This window comes from Myxococcus sp. CA005, assembly GCF_006518205.1.
Lineage (GTDB): Bacteria > Myxococcota > Myxococcia > Myxococcales > Myxococcaceae > Myxococcus > Myxococcus xanthus.
Genome location: NZ_SRLV01000010.1, coordinates 113271 through 133530, shown reverse-complemented (window position 1 = coordinate 133530; position 20260 = coordinate 113271). Strand labels below are relative to the sequence as shown.

At 68.7% G+C, this 20260-nt stretch carries 19 protein-coding genes; 7 read left to right on the top strand and 12 right to left on the bottom strand.

Annotated features, from left to right (window positions below):
* Positions 1–2: 2 nt before the first annotated feature.
* The 4 genes from FMQ63_RS06810 to FMQ63_RS06795 all read left to right on the top strand — a co-directional run bounded on the left by FMQ63_RS06810 (position 3) and on the right by FMQ63_RS06795 (position 3342).
* Positions 3–770, top strand: a complete 768-nt coding sequence (locus FMQ63_RS06810; RefSeq protein ID WP_011556898.1) for a hypothetical protein — start codon at positions 3–5, stop codon at positions 768–770.
* Entirely contained in the window at positions 767–2077 is a 1311-nt protein-coding gene (locus tag FMQ63_RS06805) for an ATP-binding protein (protein WP_011556899.1), read from the top strand. Before FMQ63_RS06810 ends, FMQ63_RS06805 begins: the two co-directional genes overlap by 4 nt.
* Positions 2074–2637 carry a response regulator transcription factor gene (locus FMQ63_RS06800; protein WP_011556900.1) on the top strand — a complete coding sequence of 188 codons (564 nt, stop codon included), beginning with the start codon at positions 2074–2076 and terminating at the stop codon, positions 2635–2637. Before FMQ63_RS06805 ends, FMQ63_RS06800 begins: the two co-directional genes overlap by 4 nt.
* A gap of 87 nt (positions 2638–2724) precedes the next feature.
* Positions 2725–3342 carry a hypothetical protein gene (locus FMQ63_RS06795; protein ID WP_026114059.1) on the top strand — a complete coding sequence of 206 codons (618 nt, stop codon included), beginning with the start codon at positions 2725–2727 and terminating at the stop codon, positions 3340–3342.
* A 56-nt stretch (positions 3343–3398) separates the two neighbouring features.
* Here FMQ63_RS06795 and FMQ63_RS06790 read toward each other — a convergent pair whose 3' ends face one another.
* A complete protein-coding gene (locus tag FMQ63_RS06790; protein WP_275955105.1) occupies positions 3399–4166 on the bottom strand; it encodes a class I SAM-dependent methyltransferase in 768 nt (255 codons plus the stop codon).
* A gap of 172 nt (positions 4167–4338) precedes the next feature.
* On the opposite strand from FMQ63_RS06790, the gene FMQ63_RS06785 reads away from it, so the two are divergent.
* Positions 4339–4818 (top strand): helix-turn-helix domain-containing protein, encoded by a 480-nt coding sequence (locus FMQ63_RS06785; protein ID WP_011556903.1) that lies wholly within the window; start codon positions 4339–4341, stop codon positions 4816–4818.
* A 63-nt stretch (positions 4819–4881) separates the two neighbouring features.
* Here the strand turns inward: FMQ63_RS06785 and FMQ63_RS06780 are convergent, their stop codons facing one another.
* From FMQ63_RS06780 to FMQ63_RS06750, 7 genes are all read right to left on the bottom strand, one after another.
* Positions 4882–5757 carry a GNAT family N-acetyltransferase gene (locus FMQ63_RS06780; RefSeq protein WP_011556904.1) on the bottom strand — a complete coding sequence of 292 codons (876 nt, stop codon included), beginning with the start codon at positions 5755–5757 and terminating at the stop codon, positions 4882–4884.
* 299 nt (positions 5758–6056) lie between these two features.
* Positions 6057–7565 carry a hypothetical protein gene (locus FMQ63_RS06775; RefSeq protein ID WP_011556905.1) on the bottom strand — a complete coding sequence of 503 codons (1509 nt, stop codon included), beginning with the start codon at positions 7563–7565 and terminating at the stop codon, positions 6057–6059.
* Positions 7566–7898: 333 nt separating this feature from the next.
* Positions 7899–9305: an aldehyde dehydrogenase family protein gene (locus tag FMQ63_RS06770; RefSeq protein WP_011556906.1), complete on the bottom strand. Its 1407-nt coding sequence runs from the start codon at positions 9303–9305 to the stop codon at positions 7899–7901.
* 23 nt (positions 9306–9328) lie between these two features.
* The gene (locus FMQ63_RS06765) at positions 9329–11506 is read right to left on the bottom strand and encodes a 3-hydroxyacyl-CoA dehydrogenase NAD-binding domain-containing protein (RefSeq protein WP_011556907.1); all 2178 of its coding nucleotides are present in this window, start codon (positions 11504–11506) and stop codon (positions 9329–9331) included.
* 40 nt (positions 11507–11546) lie between these two features.
* Complete coding sequence (locus FMQ63_RS06760; protein ID WP_011556908.1) at positions 11547–12758, bottom strand: acetyl-CoA C-acetyltransferase; 1212 nt, start codon at positions 12756–12758, stop codon at positions 11547–11549.
* Positions 12759–12788: 30 nt separating this feature from the next.
* The gene (locus FMQ63_RS06755; RefSeq protein WP_020477987.1) at positions 12789–12956 is read right to left on the bottom strand and encodes an acyl-CoA dehydrogenase family protein; all 168 of its coding nucleotides are present in this window, start codon (positions 12954–12956) and stop codon (positions 12789–12791) included.
* The gene (locus FMQ63_RS06750; protein WP_020477988.1) at positions 12953–13207 is read right to left on the bottom strand and encodes a hypothetical protein; all 255 of its coding nucleotides are present in this window, start codon (positions 13205–13207) and stop codon (positions 12953–12955) included. Before FMQ63_RS06750 ends, FMQ63_RS06755 begins: the two co-directional genes overlap by 4 nt.
* A 421-nt stretch (positions 13208–13628) precedes the next feature.
* On the opposite strand from FMQ63_RS06750, the gene FMQ63_RS06745 reads away from it, so the two are divergent.
* Together FMQ63_RS06745 and FMQ63_RS06740 are read left to right on the top strand one after the other, a co-directional pair.
* On the top strand, positions 13629–13952 hold the full coding sequence (locus FMQ63_RS06745) for a hypothetical protein (RefSeq protein ID WP_011556910.1): 324 nt from the start codon (positions 13629–13631) through the stop codon (positions 13950–13952).
* Positions 13953–14006: 54 nt separating this feature from the next.
* Positions 14007–14744, top strand: a complete 738-nt coding sequence (locus FMQ63_RS06740; protein ID WP_011556911.1) for a double-CXXCG motif protein — start codon at positions 14007–14009, stop codon at positions 14742–14744.
* Positions 14745–15003: 259 nt separating this feature from the next.
* Here FMQ63_RS06740 and FMQ63_RS06735 read toward each other — a convergent pair whose 3' ends face one another.
* The 4 genes from FMQ63_RS06735 to FMQ63_RS06720 form a co-directional block, all read right to left on the bottom strand.
* A complete protein-coding gene (locus FMQ63_RS06735; protein WP_011556912.1) occupies positions 15004–16029 on the bottom strand; it encodes a hypothetical protein in 1026 nt (341 codons plus the stop codon).
* Positions 16030–16210: 181 nt separating this feature from the next.
* The gene (locus tag FMQ63_RS06730) at positions 16211–17470 is read right to left on the bottom strand and encodes a sensor histidine kinase KdpD (RefSeq protein ID WP_011556913.1); all 1260 of its coding nucleotides are present in this window, start codon (positions 17468–17470) and stop codon (positions 16211–16213) included.
* A 243-nt stretch (positions 17471–17713) separates the two neighbouring features.
* Entirely contained in the window at positions 17714–17899 is a 186-nt protein-coding gene (locus tag FMQ63_RS06725) for a hypothetical protein (protein WP_011556914.1), read from the bottom strand.
* Complete coding sequence (locus tag FMQ63_RS06720) at positions 17886–20207, bottom strand: GAF domain-containing protein (RefSeq protein WP_011556915.1); 2322 nt, start codon at positions 20205–20207, stop codon at positions 17886–17888. Before FMQ63_RS06720 ends, FMQ63_RS06725 begins: the two co-directional genes overlap by 14 nt.
* Between the last annotated feature and the right edge of the window lie 53 nt (positions 20208–20260).

Below are 20260 nucleotides of genomic sequence, written 5' to 3'. Positions count from 1 at the left end.
CCATGCGCTCCTTCCTCAAGCCCGTCACCGTGAGCGCCGCCGCGCTCCTGTCTCTCGCCGGCTGCGGCGGCACCAACGTCCAGGACGGCATGACGCTCGACCTCGCGCTCATCACCGCCCGGGCGCGGCCCATCTCGGGCGCGGCCGGCGCGCGCGAGCTCATGAACGACCAGGGCACCCGCGCCGTCCTCACCAGCGGCTTCGTCACGCTGGGCAGCGTGGAGCTGCTCCCCTGCGCGGAGGTCGGCTGGAAACGCGTCCTGCGCCAACTGTCCCCCGTGGGCACGGCGTGGGCCCACCACACGGTGACCCACCCCACGCGGCTGGACACCGCCCACGTCGTGAACCTGGGCAGCGAGGATGGGACGGTCATTCCGCTGGGCGCGGTGCACCCGCCGCCGGGCCGCTACTGCCACGCGCGCCTCCACTTCGAGCCCGCGGGCAACAATGCACAAGGCCTGGCCGCCGCCGCCCAGGGCGACGCGCCGGTGGACATGGTGGGCCGCAGCCTGCACCTGCGCGGCACCCTGGGCACCGGACAGGACAGCGAGCCCCAGCCCTTCGAGGTGAGCTTCCAGACGCGCGCCTCGGTGGACGTGCTACTGGAGTGGGTGACGCTGTCGGAAGCCAATCCTCACACGCAGCTCGTCTTTGCGCTCTCGTGGGATACGTGGCTGGATGGCGTCAGCGCCGAGCAGCCACCCGCCAACGTGGACCTGGTGGGCAACGTGGCCCGCTCGGTGGTGCCTCCCTCCTCCGTCGCACCATGACGCCTCCGCCCCAAGCCGCCCCGCCGCTCCCAGAGCCCGACTCCCGGGCCCGCATCAACCTGGAGTGGCTGCTGCGCTTGCGATGGGGCCTGCTATTGGGCCAGACGCTCGTCATCGGCGTGGCGGCCTTCGGGTTGGAGCTGGCGCTGCCGATACCGGAGCTGGCCGCGCTGCTGGGCCTGGAGGCGCTGACCAACGTGTCGGTGCGGGCGTGGCTGGCGCGCGGCCTCCGGGTGACGGAGGGCACCCTTGGCAAGCTGATGCTGTGGGACACGCTGGTGCTCACCGGCTTGCTGGCCCTCAGCGGCGGCACGCACAACCCCTTCACCACGCTCTACCTGGTGAACGTGGCGCTGGGCACCGTGCTGCTGCCCTCGCGGTGGATGTGGGGTCTGCTCGGCTTCACGCTGACGGCCTTCGGCTCGCTGTTCGTGTTGCAGGACGTGGAGCTGCCAGCGGGCCTGTCGCGGCCGGACCACGCGGAGCTGATGCGGCTGCACATCAACGGCATGTGGGTGGCCTTCGCCGTGGCCGCGGGCTTCATTGTCTACTTCGTCCAGCGCGTCACGCGGGCGCTCGGGGCGCGGGAGCAGGAGCTGGCGCAGGCGCGCGCGCTGCACGCGCGGCGGGAGAAGGTGGCCTCGCTGGCGACGCTCGCCGCGGGCGCCGCGCACGAGCTGTCCACGCCGCTGTCCACCATCGCCGTGGTGACCAAGGAGGTGGAGCGCGCGCTGGCCACCGCGGGCACCTCCGAGTCCGTTCGCGAAGATTTGCGCCTCATCCGCCAGCAGGTGGACCGCTGCCGCGACGTCCTGGTGCAGATGTCCGCGGACGCCGGGCAGACGACGGGTGAGCCCTTCCACCCCGTGCCCCTGGGCCGGCTCGTGGAGGACATGCTGGCGGAGCTTCCCGGCGCGGAGCGGGTGACGGTCGAACTGCCCACCGAGGCCCGCGACTGGCGCGTCCACGGCCCACCCCGGGCACTGGCCCGGGTGCTGCGCGGGCTGGTGAAGAACGCGCTCCAGGCGTCCCAGGTGTCACGTCCCGTGGAGCTGCGCGTGCAAGCGCGCGGCGAAGGTGCCCTGCTGGAGGTGCGCGACGCGGGCACGGGGATGGCGGCGGACGTGTTGTCCCGGGCGGGCGAGCCCTTCTTCACCACCAAGCCACCGGGCGAAGGAATGGGCCTGGGGCTCTTCCTGGCGCGCACGCTGGTGGAGCAGTTGGGCGGCTCCCTGGAGCTGCGCTCGACGCCGGGCCGGGGCACCACGGCGAGCCTCTCGCTGCCGGTGACGGAGGGCGCGCCATGAGCATCGCGAGCGCGGGCACGGAGCAGCGCCCCAGCCTGTTGCTGGTGGATGACGATTCCACCCTGCGCGAGCGGCTGGCCCGCGCCTTCCGCGAGCGCGGCTGGGACGTCACCACCGCGGGGGACTACGACGAAGCCCTTGCCGCCGCGCGCCGCGAGTCGCCCGAGTACGCGGTGGTGGACCTGCGCATGCCGGGCCGCAGCGGCCTGGAGGTGGTGAGGGATTTGCTCACGGTGGATGCCTCCACGCGCGTCGTCGTCCTCACGGGTTACGGGAGCATCGCCACCACGGTGGATGCCATCCGGCTGGGCGCGGTGAACTACCTCCCGAAGCCCGCGGACGCGGATGACCTGCTCGCGGCCTTCGCGCGTGCGTCCGGCGAGCCCTCCGTCGCGACATCGGAGCGCTTCGAGGCCCCGTCCCTGGCGCGCGCCGAGTGGGAGCACATCAACCGCGTGCTGGCGGACTGCGGCGGCAACATCTCCGAGGCGGCGCGCAAGCTGGGCATCCACCGGCGCTCGCTCCAGCGCAAGCTACAGAAGTACCCGCCTTCCCGTTGAAGCGCTCACACCTCGCGGGAATTACCGGGCTCGCAATGAGCGAGTGCCCCGTGCCAGTCACTGGCGACCTTTGCTATGGGTGCCGGAATGTCGACCGCACTCCAGACCCGTCCCCCCAGTCACCTGGCCCCCGGCCGCTTCGGCCAGACGCGCTACATGATTCGCCGCAAGTTCTTCAAGCTGTTCGGCGACGCGTTCCACATCTATGACGAGGCGGGCAACCTCGCCTTCTACTCGAAGCTGAAGGCCTTCAAGTTGAAGGAGGACATCCGCATCTACAGCGACGAGGAGATGCGTGAGGAGCTGCTCACCATCAAGGCGCGCGGCATCCTCGACTTCGGCATGACGTACGACGTGACGGATGCCACCACGGGCGAGCGCGTGGGCGCGCTGCGCCGCAAGGGCCTGCGCTCCATCCTCCGCGACCAGTGGCTGGTGCTGGACGCGAATGACCAGGAGGTGGGGAAGATTGAAGAGGACAGCATGATGTTGGCGCTGGTGCGCCGCTTGCTGACCGCGCTGATTCCCCAGTCCTTCACCGGGACGATGGGCCTCAACCAGGTGCTCGCCTTCCACCAGCGCTTCAACCCGTTCATCCAGAAGATTGATTTGGACTTCTCCATGGACACCCACCGTCAGCTGGACCGGCGGTTCGGCATCGCGGCGGCGGTGCTCATGTGCGCCATCGAGGGCCGGCAGCAGTAGTCCCCAAACCTTCTCCCAGACGGGTGACGGCGGCCCACAGGGAGCCGCCCGTCACGTCACGCCGAGAGGGCCTCAGCGGGAGCGCGCGCTTCGACCCGCCAGCAAGCGGCGGTGAACCGCACCTCGTCGCCGTGCACATAGGGGTTGAAGGCGGCGCGGACGGTTTCGATGACGCGAGTCCGGGTCCTCTCGTCGGCTTCGTGAAGAACGCGGCCGACGGGCCCAAGCCGGGTCACGTACTGCAGCAACCCCTGCTCGGGCAGGGTGCAGGTGGCATCAATGGGGTGGATGCCGATGTCCATCCACCCGCTCTGCTCCAGGATGCGATGGACCCGGTCCCCATCCGCGAAGGCGAACTGGCCCGGCGCGTTCGGCTGGCGGGCGGGCATGTTTGGAAGGAGGGGCGCCGCGGCCCGCTCGGCGGTCGTCATGAACGGGTTCTCCGAGGGGCTTCGCCAGACGACGAAGCTCAGCCCGGCATTCTCCCTTGCGGAACGTCTCAGGTTCACGAAGGCCTGGACGGCATCGTCGAAGAACATCACGCCGAAGCGTGAAATCACCATGTCGAAGCGCCCTCGCTCGAAAGCGTGATGCTCCGCGTTGGCCTCGATGAAGCTGGCGGCCACATGCTCCGCTTCGGCCCGGGCCCGCGCCGCCGCGAGCATGGGCGCGGAGATGTCGATGCCGACGCAGTGCCCCTGGGCACCGAGCCGCCGCGCGACGGCGAGCGTCGTGCTGCCCGTCCCACAGCCCACGTCGAGCACCTGACGCGCGCCGCGGGCTTGGACAGCTTCGACGAGCAGGTCCTCGAACGGCTTGAACATCCCTTCAAGCAGGTCCCGACTATCGACCCAGGCCTGTCCCGCGGGGCCATTCCAAAGCGCTGCCTGCCCCTCCGGGGGTTGGTGACCAGATGCCATCGCGCGTCTCCCTTCACATGCCTTCAAAATGTGAAGGCCGTACAGTGCCAGTTCAAGTCGACTTGAGGTCAACAGGGTGAGAGACCTGGACATCACCGAGGTGGCCCGGCGCACGGGCGTTCCTGCCTCGACGCTGCGTTTCTATGAAGCAAAGGGCCTGCTCTCCTCGACGGGCAGGCGAGGCCTGCGCCGCCTGTTCAATCCCGACGTGCTGGAGCGGCTCGCACTCATCGCCCTGGGACGCGAAGCCGGCTTCTCACTGGATGAGCTGGCTCGGATGTTCGCGCCGGACGGACAACCGCGCATCGACCGGGAGCTGCTGACGGCGAAGGCGGAGGAACTCGACAGCACCATCCGGCGGCTGAGCGCCATGCGCGATGGCCTGCGGCACGCGGCGAACTGCCCCGCGCCGAGCCACATGGCATGTCCCAGGTTTCGCCAACTCCTGGCGGCTGCCACTGCCTCCAGACAAGGGCGGGCGCACGAATCGCACGGGAGCGAAGGCGGGCGCACGCGCCGCCGGGAGCAAGCCCCATCACGTCCGGCGCACGAATAGGTGGCGCCGTCCGTGGGTTCGCGGGCAGGGGGACTCGCGAACGGCTGACAATCGGCCCCGGGCTCAGGTCCGCGCCATGACGGGAAAGAGGTTCGCCTCACGTGGGGACGGCACTCCCCGCACGAACAGGTCGGCCTCCATGTCCTCGCCCGCCTCCACCGCGCCGGGCCACCAGCGCTCCGGCGTGAAGCCGAACTGGATGGACGAAATCGGCCGGTCGATGAGCCGCGGCAGCGCCGCCCGTAAATCAAAGGGCGCACGCGCGAAGATGTCGTCGATGAACAGCGTCTCGCCCTCCACCTCCGTGAACACCCAGGCATCGTCACTCAGGGCTCGCAGCGGCCGAGCGAACCCGTTCGCCGCATACCAACTGGCAATGGCGGCCGTCCCCCGCGCGCCGAAGCGCTCCGTCACCGGCAGCCCCTCGTCAGAGAGCATCCGGAGCCGCGCCCGCACGTCCGCCTCCGCCACGTCGAGCTGCGGCGCCGCCGTCTCTCCCGGCCGCGCCACGTGGGAGGCGGAGAACAGCGTCTGGCGCCGAGGCTCGAAGCCGAAGCGCGGGTAGAACTCCAGCACGCTCTTGTTGGCGAACAGCAGCACGGGCGCATCCCCACAGTGCGCCAGCGCAGCGTTCATCACCGCGCGCGCCAGCCCCCGCCCACGTTCGGAAGGCAGGCTCCCCACGGCGCCAAGCTGGTAGCCCGTCACCTCCCGCCCTTCGAGCAACAACCGCATCCGCATCACCGAGGCATTGGCCAGCACCCGGCCGTCATCCACCACCGCGAACGTGCGGTAGTCGTCGTTCCATTCACCCCACTGCGTCCAACGCCGGAAGTCGGCGCGGGTGAAGACTCGCGACACGTAGTCGCAGAACGCGGCATGGAGCGCCGAGGTGCCGGGCCCGATTTCAGTGACGGTGGGAACACGCTTCGATGCCATCCATCCACCCTACGCGATTCCCACCAGCGGCCAACAGACGCGAGCCCACACCGGGAATCCCTAACGTGCTGCGTATTGTGAGCCTTCACCCGGGAGCCGACCCGTCGCCTGTTGTCACCATGCCAATAAGCAACGGAAGGGATGCGCGCATGAGCTACCTCCCCCCATCCGCGCATCCCCTCGCCTCCCTGCCTTGCTCCCCAGCAGCATGGCGAAAGTCGAGTCTGAGCCTCGCTGAAGCGATGCGGCTCGTGAGGAAGAGAGGGAGCGGGCTCCCTTCCTTCCCAGGACTTCAGCGTCTACGGGCTGAACATGCCGGTGAGCACGCTGGCGCGGCCTCGAGGCAGCGAGCGCTTGAACGGGCTCGTCGCGAGGTTCGAGCCGGGCTGGTACCAGCTCTGGATTTCCGCGAAGTACGTCCCGCCCGCCCGCAGCACGTCCGGGGGCAGGTACACGCTTTGGAGATCCGTGTGCAGCATCGCCACGCGCGTCGCGGTGGTGGAGCCGTTGCTCGTGCCGAGCCGGTAGATGTTCACCACGTAGTTCGTGGCCGTGCCGATCAGCGGCTTCGACCAGCGCAGCGAGGCGTCAGTCCCCACGCCCGTGAGGTTCTGGAACGCGCCGCGCGTGTTCACCAGGGGCGCCTGCACCGGCCCGACGAGGGGCTCCACGGGCGCGGCGGTGAACGCGCTCGCCTCTTGCTCCACGCGGATGTCCACGTTCATGGTGTAGGGCGTCGCGGTTCCCAGCGCGTAGCTCTGCGTGAAGCCCGCGACGGCGGTCGCCACCTTCTGCCACGCCGCCGGGAGCGGGTTGTTGTAGGTCATGCTCCCCGTGACGATGTCGGTCCGCTGCGCGTCAGGATTGAGCTTCACGAGCAGTGGCGGCCCGCTGATGGACGCGAACGCTGAGCTCAGCGCGGCCGGCCGGGCGGACATCCAGATCTCGTTGTACGTGCTGACCGCGCCCGGGTTCACCTGGGTGCGCATGGCTTCGAAGGCCGAGCGTCTCCAGTCCACCTCGAAGGTGCCTGTCGCGACGGGCTGGGTGAAGGTTCCGTTGACGGTGGTGGGCTGGCCCTCCACCTGCGTCATGCTCGCGTTGAGCACCTTGTGCATCGCGCGGTAGGACACTCCATTCGCGCTCGTCTGCAACCGCATCTGAGCGAGCGAGAACACATCCCCGCGGCTGCTGTCGAGCAGCACCGGGTTGAGCATGTGGGCGTAATCGAAGCTCAGCCCGGAGAGCGACGTGGCGCCCGCCAGGGGGCGCCCCGTGGCGGCGCCGCCCATGTAGCCGAACGCGCCCGCGTTCAACGAATACATTTCCAGGAAGTCCCCCGGATGCCAGGGGGACAAGCCGGTGGCGGACACCGTCACCGGAGTGGGCAGCGAGGCGAAGGTGCCATCGCGGCCCCACTCCGTGGAGCCCAGATCGAACGCGCGGCTGGTGCTCACCAGGTAGCGCGAGCCCAGCTTCAGGTAGATGCGGCCGGAAGGGACGTTCGGCACGGAGATGGTGCCGTCCGCGGAGCCCGTGCCCGGATACGCCGTGAACGCCCCGGTCGTTGAGTTTCGCGTGTATGCCACCACCGACGTGGCGGACTGGTCGTAAGGCTTCGTCTCGTTGCCCGACGTGGCGACGAAGGTGACCGGGCTGGTACCGGTGACATGGGTGACCAGGTCTTGGGTGACCTGGGAGGTCGCGTCCGTCGATACGGAGTCCACCGCCTCGGCCTCGTCGAGCCCCGCGCAGCCGACCCCTGTCATGCCGACCAAAAGCCCGAGGGAAATCAATGACATATTCATTATGAAGGCAACCCTTTCGGCGACGCCCCGAATCGCGCCGCGCAGGGAGATTCATACAGGGTCGGTCTGACTTTTCCGGGAGCGCTTCGACTCCAACTTTCCCTCGGGGAAATGAAAGCAAACGCGCTTGTCTGCAGGTGAGCCCGGCAACGGACTCCGTGATGACTGGCGCCATTCGCCTGGCGACTGCGGTCACCGCCGGAGGCCTGGAGCGCGATGCGTGGTGCCATCCCCTCGCCTCCCTGCCTTGCTCCCCAGCAGCATGGCGAAAATCGAGTCTGCGCGCGGGCGCCGGCCTCCTGGAGCACCCGCCAGGAGGCCGCGGCCTCCGCGTCACAGGAAGCGTTTGAAGAGGCCCAGCTTCCCCGTGTAGGGCGGGTAGCGCAGCTTCAGGTCGAGCAGGAAGGGCCGCTTCACCACCCCCTTGCGGTGGCTGAAGGCGTCGAAGCTGGCCTGGCCGTGGTAGCCGCCGGTGCCGGACTCCCCCACGCCTCCGAAAGACAGGCCCTTCGCGGCGAAGTGGACGCATACATCGTTGGCCACCGCGCCGCCGCTCGACGTCTCCGTGAGGACGCGCTCGTTGACCGCCGCGTCCTTGGAGAAGGTGTAGAGCGCCAGCGGCTTCGGCCTCGCGCGGACGAAGCGGATGGCCTCGTCGATGCTCGGACAGTCCACCACCGGCAGCAGGGGCCCGAAAATCTCCTCCTGCATGAGCGGGCTGGACAGCGGCGCATCGATGATGACGGTGGGCGCGAAGAAGCGACTGTCCGCGTCCCGCTCACCGCCAAAGGCTACGGTCCCGTCCTGCGCCAGCTTCGAGACGCGCTCGAAGTGCCGCGAACTGATGATGCGGCCATAGTCGCGGCTCTCACGCGTGTTCGCCCCGTAGAAGTCGGTGACAGCCTTCTGGACCAGCTCCGTGAAGCGGCCCTTGAGCTCGGGCGGAATGAGCACGTAGTCCGGGGCGATGCAGGTCTGCCCGGCGTTGAGGTACTTGCCCCAGGCAATGCGGCGCGCGGTGACTTCCAGGTCCGCGCTCTTGTCGATGATGCAGGGGCTCTTGCCGCCCAACTCCAGCACGGTGGGCGTCAGGTGCTTCGCCGCGGCTTCCGCCACCACCCGGCCCACCTGGGGACCGCCGGTGAAGAAGATGAGGTCCCAGCGCTCGTCGAGCAGGGCGCGGCTCTCCTCCGCGCCGCCTTCCACGACGGCGACGACATCCTCGGGGAAGGCTTCTTTCAGCATCCGCGCGAGCACGGCGGACGTCGCCGGGGACAACTCGCTGGGCTTCAGCACGGCGGTACAGCCCGCGGCGAGCGCCCCGATGAGCGGAGCAATCGCCAACTGATAGGGGTAGTTCCACGGGGAGATGATGAGCGTCACGCCCAGCGGGTCCGAGTACTGCCAGACGCGCGCGGGTTGGATGGCGAGCGGCGCCGCCCCCTTGCGCGGCGCCATCCACGCCTTCACGTTCTTCAGCGCGTCCTTCAGCTCCCCGTAGATGCTGCCCACCTCCGTGAGGTAGGCCTCCTCGGGGCTCTTGGAGAGGTCCGACTGCAGGGCGGCGAGAATCTCCGCCTCGTACTTGCGTGCCGCCCGTTCGAGTACCTGCAACTGCTCCCGTCGCCACGCCAGCGGCAGCGTGGCACGGGTCTCGAAACGGGCTCGCTGTTTCTCGACGAGCGCCTTCGCATCGAACGAAGGTGGAACGGCGGCGAGACGGCTGGAGCCCTGCGTCATCGGACCTCTCCTTGTGTGAGCTGCTACTTCAAGAATTCGCCTCTTTCGGCCATCTCGACGAGCGACGCCGGCGGCTCGAAGTGCGCACCGTAGCGCTGCGCGAGCTCCCGCGCGCGGGCAATGAAGCCCCGCGGCCCGTTGCCCGTCCGGCCCTCATAGCCGTTGATGAACTGCGCCACGCCGCCCGTCCATGCCGGGAAGCCGATGCCGAGGATGGAGCCGATGTTCGCGTCCGCGGCGGAGCGCAGCACGCCTTCGTCGAAGCAGCGCACCGTGTCGACGGCCTCGGCGAACAGCATCCGCTCCTTCATGTCCTCGAAGGGGATGGTGTGGCCGGGCTTGGTGAAGTGCTGCGCCAGTCCCGCCCATAGGCCCGTGCGCTTGCCGTCCACGTAGTCGTAGAACCCGCCGCCGGTGGAGCGGCCCTTGCGCTGGTGCTGGTCAATCATCGCGTCCATCACGGCGTAGCTGCGGTGCTCCACCCAGGGCTTGCCCTCCGCCAGGATGGCCGCCTTCGTCTCCTGACGAATCTTGCGCGGCAGCGTCAGCGTGAGTTCGTCCACCAACTGGAGCGGGGCGGCGGGGTAGCCCGCCTGGAGGCCGGCCTGCTCGACGGAGGCGGGCGAGATGCCCTCGCCCACCATGGCGATGGCCTCGTTGAGGAAGGTGCCGATGACGCGGCTGGTGAAGAAGCCCCGGCTGTCGTTGACGACGATGGGCGTCTTCCCAATCTGCACCGCGATGTCGATGGCCTTCGCGAGCGTGGCGTCGCTCGTCTTCTTGCCCGCGATGAGCTCCAGCAGCGGCATCTTGTCCACGGGCGAGAAGAAGTGCATGCCCACGAAGTCCTCCGTCCGCTTCACGCCCTCGGCGAGCACGGAGATGGGCAGCGTGGACGTGTTGGACCCGAGCACCGCGTCCGGGGCGACCACGTCCTGCACTTCCTGGAAGACCTGGTGCTTGAGCTTCACGTCCTCGAACACGGCCTCGATGACGAGGTCACACCCCTTGAGGTCGGCGGCGTCCGTGGTGGGGTGGATTCGCGCCAGCAGCGCGTCCCCCTTCTCCTTCGTGGACTTGCCCTTCTGGATGGCCTTCTCCACCAGCTTCACGGAGTACTGCTTGCCCTTCTCCGCCGACGCGAGGCTCACGTCCTTGAGCACCACGTCGATGCCGGCCTTGGCGCAGACGTAGGCGATGCCCGCGCCCATCATCCCCGCGCCCAGCACGCCCACCTTCTTCGCGGTGTGCTGCGGGTAGCCCTTGGGACGGCCGCCACCGGAGTTGATGTGCTGCATGTCGAAGAAGAACGCCTGAATCATGTTCTTCGCGACCTGCCCGGTGACGAGCTCGGTGAAGTAGCGCGACTCCACGGTGAACGCGGTGTCCACGTCCACCTGCGTGCTCTCCACGGCCGTGGCCATGATGGCGCGGGGCGCCGGCATGTTCGCGCCCTTGAGCTGCTTGCGCAGGTTCGCGGGGAACGCGGGCAGGTTCGCCGCCAGCCCCGGAGACGACGGCGTGCCGCCCGGAATCTTGTAGCCCTTCTGGTCCCACGGCTGCTGCGCGGTGGGATGGGCCTTCACCCACGCCTTGGCCGCGGGCAGCAGCGCCTCCACGGAGTCCACCACCTCATGGACCAGGCCGGCCTCCTTCGCCTCCTGCGGGCGGTAGCGCTGGCCCTGGAGCAGCACCTTCATCAGCGCGTCCACGATGCCCAGCATCCGCACCGTGCGCACCACGCCGCCACCGCCAGGCAAGAGGCCCAGCGTGACTTCCGGCAGGCCCACCTGGGCACCCTTCACGTCCGCGATGATGCGGTGGTGGCACGCGAGCGCGATCTCCAGCCCGCCGCCCAGCGCCGCGCCGTTGATGGCCGCGACCACGGGCTTGCCCAGCGTCTCCAGCGTGCGCAGCTGCGCCTTGATTTCCTGCCCCAGCTCGAAGGCCTGCTTCGCGTCCTCCTTGCGCACCTTCAGCAGGTCCTTCAAATCACCACCGGCGAAGAAGGTCTTCTTCGCGGAGGTGAGGATGACACCGGCGACGGTGTCCTTCTCCTTGACCAGCCGGTCCACCGTCGCGCGCATGGACTTCAGGTACGCGGCGTTCATGGTGTTCGCGGACTGGTTCGGGTCATCCAACGTCAAGACGACGATGCCGTCGGCGTCCTTGTCCCAGCGGATGGTGTTCTGCTCGCTCATGGGGTTCGCTCGAATCCTGTCGAAGTGTTGGAAGAGAAGCTCAGACGCGCTCGATGAGGGTGGCCACGCCCATGCCACCACCGACGCACAAGGTGATGACCGCGCGGCGCGCCTTGCGTCGCTCCAGCTCGTCCACCATCGTCCCCAGAATCATCGCGCCCGTGGCGCCCAGCGGGTGCCCCATGGCGATGGCGCCGCCGTTCACGTTCAGCTTCTCGTCCGGAATGCCGAGGTCCTTCTGGTACTTGAGCACCACCGAGGCGAAGGCCTCGTTGAGTTCGAACAGGTCGATGTCCTTCACCGACAGGCCCGCAATCTCCAGCAGCTTCTGGGTGGCCGGAATCGGGCCGGTGAGCATGATGGTGGGGTCCGAGCCGGACGTGGCCACCGCGGCGATGCGCGCGCGCGGCGTGAGGCCCAGCGACTTGCCCACCTGCTCGGAGCCGATGAGCACCAGCGCCGCGCCGTCCACGATGCCCGACGAGTTGCCCGGCGTGTGGACGTGCTCGATGCGCTCCACGAAGTGGTACTTCTGCAGGGCCACCGCGTCGAAGCCGCCCGCCTCGCCCATGACGGAGAAGGACGGGTTGAGCTTGCCGAGCGACGCCACGGTGGAGTCCGGGCGCATGAGTTCGTCATGGTCCAGCACGGTGAGGCCGTTCTGGTCCACCACCGGGACGACCGAGTTCTTGAAGTACCCGCCGGCCCACGCCTGGGCCGCCAGTTGCTGCGAACGGGCCGCGTAGCGGTCCACGTCCTCGCGCGTGAAGCCCTCGATGGTGGCGATGAGGTCCGCGGAGATGCCCTGCGGGACGAAGTAGGTGTCGAAGTTCGTGGCCGGGTCCATGGCCCAGGCGCCGCCGTCCGAGCCCATGGGCACGCGCGACATGCTCTCCACGCCGCCCGCGATGACCAGGTGCTCCCAGCCCGAGCGCACCTGCTGGGCGGCCATGTTCACCGCCGTGAGGCCGGACGCGCAGAAGCGGTTGAGCTGCACGCCACCCACAGTCTCTGGCAGCCCCGCCGCCAGCACCAGGGTACGGGCGATGTCGGCGCCCTGCTCACCCACCGGCGACACGACACCGAGCACCACGTCGTCGATGCGCTGGGGGTCCAGGTTCGGGTGACGCTTCTTGAGCGCGTCCACCAGCCCGGTGAGCAGCGTGATGGGCTTGGTGCCGTGCAGCGCGCCTTTCCTGCCCTTGCCGCGAGGGGTCCGGACGGCGTCGAAGATGAATGCTTCCTGGCTCACGAAGAGCCTCCTTGGGACGGGGATGTGGGTCTACGGGGAACGGGCGACGAGCTCTTTCATGATCTCGTTCGCGCCGGCAAGGATTCGCAGCACACGCGTGTCCGCGAACAGGTGGGCGAAGGAGTACTCCTTCATGTACCCGTACCCCCCGAGCAACTGCAAGCAACGGTCGGCGACGATGCACGCAGGGTCCGTCACCAATACTCCGCCATCCTGTACGCCGGGGGCGGCGCCAGCCAGCGCAGCGAGAGGTTGACCGGTGGGGACAGCGGCAGGATGTACGGATGCGACGCCGGGGCGCTAGCGTTGTTCGCGCAGAAATCGATGCCGCCAAAGCGCGCCGCGGCCTCGTCCACGGCGCGCCGCCCGTCCGCATCCTCCCACACGTCTCCCACCGCCGCGAGCGCCTGGCCCCCCGCGTCCTGGATGGCCTGCGCTACCGTGTGCACTGTCCCGGGCAGCGGGGGTTGGGCGTGTCTGTCTTTTCCAGCAGCACGACGTTGGCGCCCAGGCACACTCCAGAATCTGCTCGCGGCGTTCGTCAGGCTCCAACCGCTTCCAGCGGGGTGCGTCGGCCGAGTTCATGGCGACCCCTCCCGCAATGGCAGGAACGAGGGCACATCATGCGCCACGGTCCGGGTGAAGCGAGGCGGCCGTTTCTGCAGGAAGGCCGTCACCCCTTCTTCCCGGGACAGGCCCGCTCCCAGGTGCGGCCATCCTGACGTTCGCGTCTGTGCAAGTCATTCCAGAATGGGGCACTGTTGACCCATAAGCCGCAAGTGCTGCTTTTGAAGTTTTCCCTGTCAAATTAGATACTGCGGGTGCCGGGACACACTTCGTGGTCCGGCCACCCGTCGTCGTGGAGTCACCATGAACCTGCTTTCGAAGACGCTGTTCGTGAGCGCCGCGGCCCTTGTCACGCTCTCCCCGCTGTCCGCGTCAGCGCTTCCCCCAGATTGCGACGTGCAGTGTGCCGACGAAGCGCCCTGCTCGCTCGTTTGTGCGGTGCCCTGGGGGAGTCGCATCATCACCTGTGAGCGGTGGTTCAGCGACTACGAGCTGGGCGGCACGTGCACGCCGGACGCCCAGATTCCTTCCGAGGAGGAGGAGGAACTGTCGTCGGTGGAGCCGCGCCAGAGCAGCACGCCCGGCATGGCGGCGGCCTGCCTGTCCGCGTCGGTGAGCGCCCCGTAACACGCCTCACCCTGGGCCGGCCCGCTCCGCGCATGCTGGCGTGGGGCGGGTTCCATGACACCCAAGGAAGAGGCCGGATTGCGCATCTATCAAGTCGAGGCGCCGCGACCGTCGCGCTACACGGGGAACCTGAATGCCGCGCATCGATGGAGCCTGCCTGGACTCGCGGACTGTCCCGGCGGTGGTGCAACTTGGAGCACCGCCGGGCTTCACTATCCATGCGTGGACCTGACATCGCTCCCGACACGGCACGAGTACGAAGAGCCCCGCCCTGAGCCATACGAGGAGTGGGCTCGATTGCGCGAACAGGTGCGGCCCCAGGTGCCCCCCGGGTTCGCGTTGATGCCCGGAACCAAGTTTGGCCCGATGACCGGACGCGCCTCCGGAACCTTTGGACAGCTACATCTTCAAGCGTGGTCCCTGAGCCTCCGCCGTGAAGCGCTGGAACAACTGCGGCAATCAGGATTGCAAGGGCTGAACGGCTGCCCGATGCAACTCAAGGGAAGCGGAAGGAACCCGCCCGAGCTGCTCGAACTCCAGCTGACGCCCTGTGGGCGCTTCCACCCGGACTGCCTTCCATCCGACCGGGAGCCTCCGTGCCCCACATGTGGCGTTGAGAGCTACGGTCTCCCCGCCCCCTATCTCCTCGACACGACCTCCATCCCCACCACTGTGGACGTCTTCCGCCTCGCGGACTGGCCCACGCTCATCCTGGCCACGCAGCGCTTCGTGGACGCGGTCCAGCGCCTGGAGCTCGACGGCGTCACCTTCCGTCAGGTCGCGGCCCGCTGACCCACGGCCACGAACAACGATGCATCAGGCAAACCGCTCCCTGCCCCCAGCGAAGCGCGGGAGGTGTGGATGCATCTGGCGGACAGCCATTTGAATGAGCCGGGCGTTCGGGGACGGCCCGGGGACAACCCACATCGTCAGCCTGGATGCGGCGGCCACCGCGCTCGGACAGGCTGGGACTGCCATGGCATCCTCCCGAGGGGTAGGAGGAAAGGCCGCCACTGCGCGCGGCACGGGGGCGCCGCGAAGACGTCAGCGCCTAGCAGGCGCCACAGTCCGCGGCGCAGCTGTCCGGCGTGTTGCTGGTGCCGCAGCTCTCGGAGAGCTGGCACGTCCCATCACCGCACTTGTAGATGTCCTGGGGACGGATACGCGTGGTGAGCGGGCGGTACGTCACGCCGTTGTACGTGCAGCGCGTGTAGTACGTCCGCGTGGAGTCCTGCTGGCAGTACGTCAGGGCAGCCCCCACGTGGGTGATGACGGCCGCGCAGTCCGGGTCCCCGCTCCACGACGACAGGCCGCACGCGCGCACCGTGCTCTCGTCGTAGGCCAGATAGGGCGCGTCATTGGCCGCGAAGAGTCCCTGACCATTGAAGAGGTTGCCGAAGAAGACGGCCTCATTCTGGTTGTAGGTCTGCACCTCCTCGGCCGTCGTCGGAATGACGACGCCCTGCGAGTCCTTGCCCTGCACGGAGATGTTCAGGTGCACACCGTACTTGTTCACGTGTGCCGCCAGGCAGCTCGACACCAACTGCTGCTCGGGCTCCGGGGCAACCGGAGCGCCCGGGCTCGACGGAGGCGGAGGCGTGGGGTTCGACCACGTCGGCGCCAGCCCCAGGGAACCCTGCCAGGTGTGCGTGGTGCCCGCATGCGTATACGTCAGGGATTGGCCGGAGGCGAGCGCGCACCGGACGATGTATCGCATCACCTCCTCGGCCTTGACGGGGTCCGCGCTGAACCACGTGCTGAAACCATTCGTCGACAAGCCGTTCGTCGACAGTCCATTCGTCGACAAGCCATTGGTGGACAGGCCGTTCGTCGACAAGCCGTTCGTCGACAGCCCGTTTGTCGACAAGCCATTGGTGGACAGGCCATTGGACGACACCAACGCGTCCGACTGGGTGCCCAGCGTCTCGCTCGCCGTATCCATCGGCTCCGCCGGGCCACACCCCACGGCGGCGACAAGAAGCAACGCTGGCAGCAGCTCCCACCGGTGCGCACAACGGCGTCCGGCGTAGGTGACCTTGGAGCTGGAACAGGTCTTCGAGGTGGGGTGGTGATACATGGCTGCCTCCGGTTTTTGGGGGTAGCCGCGTTTCTCGCGGCCAAGATAACCGGTAGTCCTTCTTTTCCCCTCTGACAGGTGCCCTCTCGGGCAGTTCGCGCACGTCGGTCATGCGGCAAACACGTAGTCCGTGCGCCGGCTGACGCTCAGCGTTCAATCCGCCCAGCCGCCAACGTTGCAGTCACACGCGATGTCTCACGCCCAAGGGTGCGGGCTCCTGCGACTGTCGCGCGTCTCGTGGCATTTTCACCGTGAAGGTCGTTCCCTCTGCCTCGGAGGAGGACACGCACACAGCTCCTCCGTGCGCCTGGACGATTTGTTTCACGATGAAGAGTCCCAGCCCCAGGCCACCAGCGCCACGACGGTGGCCCTTCCCAGGAGCAGTGCCCACCTGGCGGAACGGGTCGAACAATGTCTCCATCTGTTGAGGCGGAATGGGCGTCCCGGTGTTGTGGACCTCCAGGACCTGCTCACCGTCCACGGCGATACATTTGAGCCGGACGGGCGTGTCCTCGGCGCCGTGCTCCAGTGCGTTGCCCACCAGGTTGCTGAGCACCTGCGCCATCCGGTCCGCGTCCCAGAAGCCCTCCGACGCGCCCTCCACGTCCAGGGTGATGTGCCGGCCCGGATGCGCGGCGGACAGCTCCTCCACCACCATCCGGCAGATGATGGCCAGGCTGACCGTCCCCAGGTGCAGGGGGATGCCGCCCGCCAGACGCGCGCGGGTGAGGTCGAGGATGTCGGAAATCATGGCGCCCATCCGCGCGGCGCTCGCCTCGATTCGCTGGGCGCACTGCTGCTGCTGGGCCGCCGGCAGCGTGCGTTGCGCCATGGCTCGCGCGGACAGGGCAATGGCATTCAGGGGGTTGCGCAGGTCGTGCCCGAGGATGCCGATGAACCGCTCACGAAACTCCGCCTCCTCGGTCAGCCGCTCCAGCGCGAGGTGGCGCGCGTTGCCATCCAGGGCCTCGCGGGTCAGCCGGGCCGTCGCGTGCTCCAGCGCGCCCTCCGCCCGGTGGCGGGCCTCACGCTCACGCTCCAGCGCCTCACGAAGCGCCTGCGCGTCGTCCGTGTCATCGGGCAGCAGCCACAGCACGAAGGCATCCAACGCCTTCATGCCCACGGCCCGGAAGCGCGCCTCCATGCCCTCTCGGGTGATGCACAGCACGACGGACACCGGCTCGCCCGTGTCCACCACGCGCACGCAGTCCTCCAAGCGCAGCCCTCGCACGCCCTCCTGCTCCCAGCGCGACACCCATGGAGGCAGGACCCAATCGTGCGCCGTCGGCTCGGCGGACGCATCGAGCGCGGCCTGGCGCAAGTCGAGCACCTCCCCCGCCGTCCCTCGCACCGGCTCGAAGCGCAGGCAGGGCGCTGCGCCTCCCGCATGCGTCGTCCAGGTCCAGGCGGAGCCCCACTTCGACGACAGACACACCCCCATCGACGTCCCCCTGGCACGCCCTCCAGCCCCGATGCTCGACGCTCGGTCGCGGAACGCACACGGGACAAGAGTGACAAATCTCCGGGAGCGCGAACTTGTACGTGGGTACCGGCGCGACCTTCAGTGCTCACTCCGCGCCAGTGCCAACGCGCCACGCGGCCCGGCACCCGCCGCGGTGTCCTCATTCCGCAATGGCCCTGCGCGAACGGCCAGGGCCCCGGCGCGCTCGCCCAGGACTCCGGCTCAATACATGATGGCGATGTCACGCAGCTCGGGTCCGGAGGCACCGCCGAGGAAGGCCTGCTCCGGCGTCATGGCGGCACCTGTCATCCGGTTGACCTGATACAGGACGTATGGGCCGTCACCGTTGAGGTCTCCCACGGCGTAGAGCCAATCGATGGACGGGACGGGCGACTCAGCCCGCCGCACGCGGCAGGCGCACGGTGAAGGTGGTGCCATGCTGCTCGGAGGACACCACCTCCACGCCGCCGCCGTGGCCGCGCACGATGTCCTGCACGATGTAGAGCCCCAGGCCGATGCTGCGGGTGGACTGGCCCTCCTTCAACGCGCCCCGTGTCAGCGGCTCGAACAGGCGAGGCAGCAACTCACGGGGGATGGGGGCGCCGCCGTTGAAGACAGACAGCAGCGCGGCCTCGCCCTCCAGCCGCGTGTCCACCCGCACCGGGGCGTCCGCGGGGCTGTAGGCCAGGGCATTGCCCAGCAGGTTCGTGAGCACCTGGGCGATGCGGTCCGAATCCCATTCGCCGCGCACCTCGCCCTGGACCTCCACCTCCACGCGACGCCCGGGGTTGGCCACCAGGAGCTCATCCACCACCTGGTGCACCACCTCCCGCAAATCGGTGGTCTGACGGTGCAGGGCAATGCCGCCGCCCAGCCGGGCCTTGGTGAAGTCCAGCAGGTCGCGAATCATCCGGGCCGCGCGCTCGGTGGCCTGGCCAATGCGCCACACCATGCGCTTCTGCGGCTCCGTCAACGCACCCTTCTTCTCCAGCAGCCCCGCCGACATGGAGATGGCCGCCAGGGGATTGCGCAAGTCGTGGGAGACGATGCCCACCAGTTGCTGTTCGAACTCGGCGCGCCGGCGCAGTTCCTCTTGCGACCGCTGCTGCTCCGCGAACAGGCGCGCGTTCTCGATGGAGAGCGCCGCCTTCGCCGCCAGCTCCTCCACCAGCTCCTGGTCCTCCTGGGTGAAGCTCCGGCCCGGGCCCATGCGCCCCACCGACAGCGTCCCCACCACCCTGCCCTGCGTCCTCAGCGGCACGCACAGCAGGCTGCGCAGCGCCTCGCCCTGTCCCAGCTCCCGCTTTTGGTCCTCCGACAGCTCGGGCACGAGGAGCGGCCGTCCGCCACGGAGCACGAAGTCGCTCAGCCCCTCGCCGGGGAGCAGCGGTGCCCCATCCTCCCCCTGATTGGAATGGCTGGCCGCCACCTCCAGCCGCGTCCCGTCGTCGGACAGCAGGCATAGGGTGCATGTGTCCCCCAGGAAGTAGGCGACCTGGCGGGTGATGGTGTCCAGCAGCACGGACAGGTCGCGGTTCGTCGCATCGAAGGCGTCGGACGCTTCCGTGAGCATCTGCAGCCGGGCGGCGGCGGCCCGGGCCACGGAATGGGCCCGGCGCTCCTCCGCCGTCAGGTGCACCCGGTCCAACGCCTGGGCACACGCATGCGCCAGCGCGGTGAAGAAGGCCCGGTCCATCTCCGTGAAGGTCCGGGGCCGCGCGAAGGACAGGCCAATGGCGCCCAGCGCCCGTCCCTTCACCAGCAAGGGCAGCGCGAGCGCCGCCTCGTGAAGTCCTCGCGTATCCATGAGCGGATAACGCGCGCTCCACTCCTCCGGCGACCCCACCCAGATGGCCTGCTGCTCCCGCAGCGACTCCACCAGCGGCATGGCCGCCGTCATCGGGATGCGCCGCCACCGGCTCAGCACGCTCTCCGGGTAGCCAATGGCATCCACCACCTCCAGCGCCTCGCCCTCCGCGTCCAGGAGGTTGACGGTGCCCGCCTTCGCGCCAGCGGCCACCAGCCCTTGTTCGAAGAGCGCGCGGCACACCTGCGGCACGGTGGCCGCCTCCGACAGCCGGGCGGTGAAATCCCGCAACCGGTCGATGTAGCCCGCGGCCCTCAGCGCGGCATCCCGCGCCTCGGCTTCCTTCTGCCGCAGCAGCTCCGACTGGCGCCGCACCTGCTGCTGCGCGCGGAACAGCTCCACGAAGACGGACACCTTCGAGCGCAGCACCTCCGGCGGAAAGGGCTTCTGGAGGAAGTCCACCGCGCCGGTGGCGTAGCCGGTAACGAGCTCCGCGTCATCGCGGCCGTAGGCGGTGAGGAAGATGATGGGGACGTTGCGCGTGCGCTCACGCTGCTTGATGAGCGCCGCCGTCTCGAAGCCGCTCAGCCCCACCATCCGCACGTCCAGCAGGATGACGGCGTAGTCCTCGCGCAGCAGGAAGCGCAGGGCCTGCTCCCCCGAACAGGCCTTGTCCATGCGGATGCCCAGCGGCTCGAGGATGGCCTCCAGCGACACCAGGTTCGACACATGGTCATCCACCAGCAGCACGGCGGGGGTGTCCGAAACGGCCTTCGCCTGGCGATGGGGGGCTTCATCCGAAATCCGCGGGGACGTCAGCGCCACCCGGCTGGCCACGGTGGCCCCCCGGCTGAAAGGGATGCCACCGCCCTGCAACGGCACCATCGTCGGAATCCCGTCCTGCGACATGAAGAAGTCACCTGGTGTGCGGTGGTCAGGAACTCGGCCCGACGTCTCCGGGC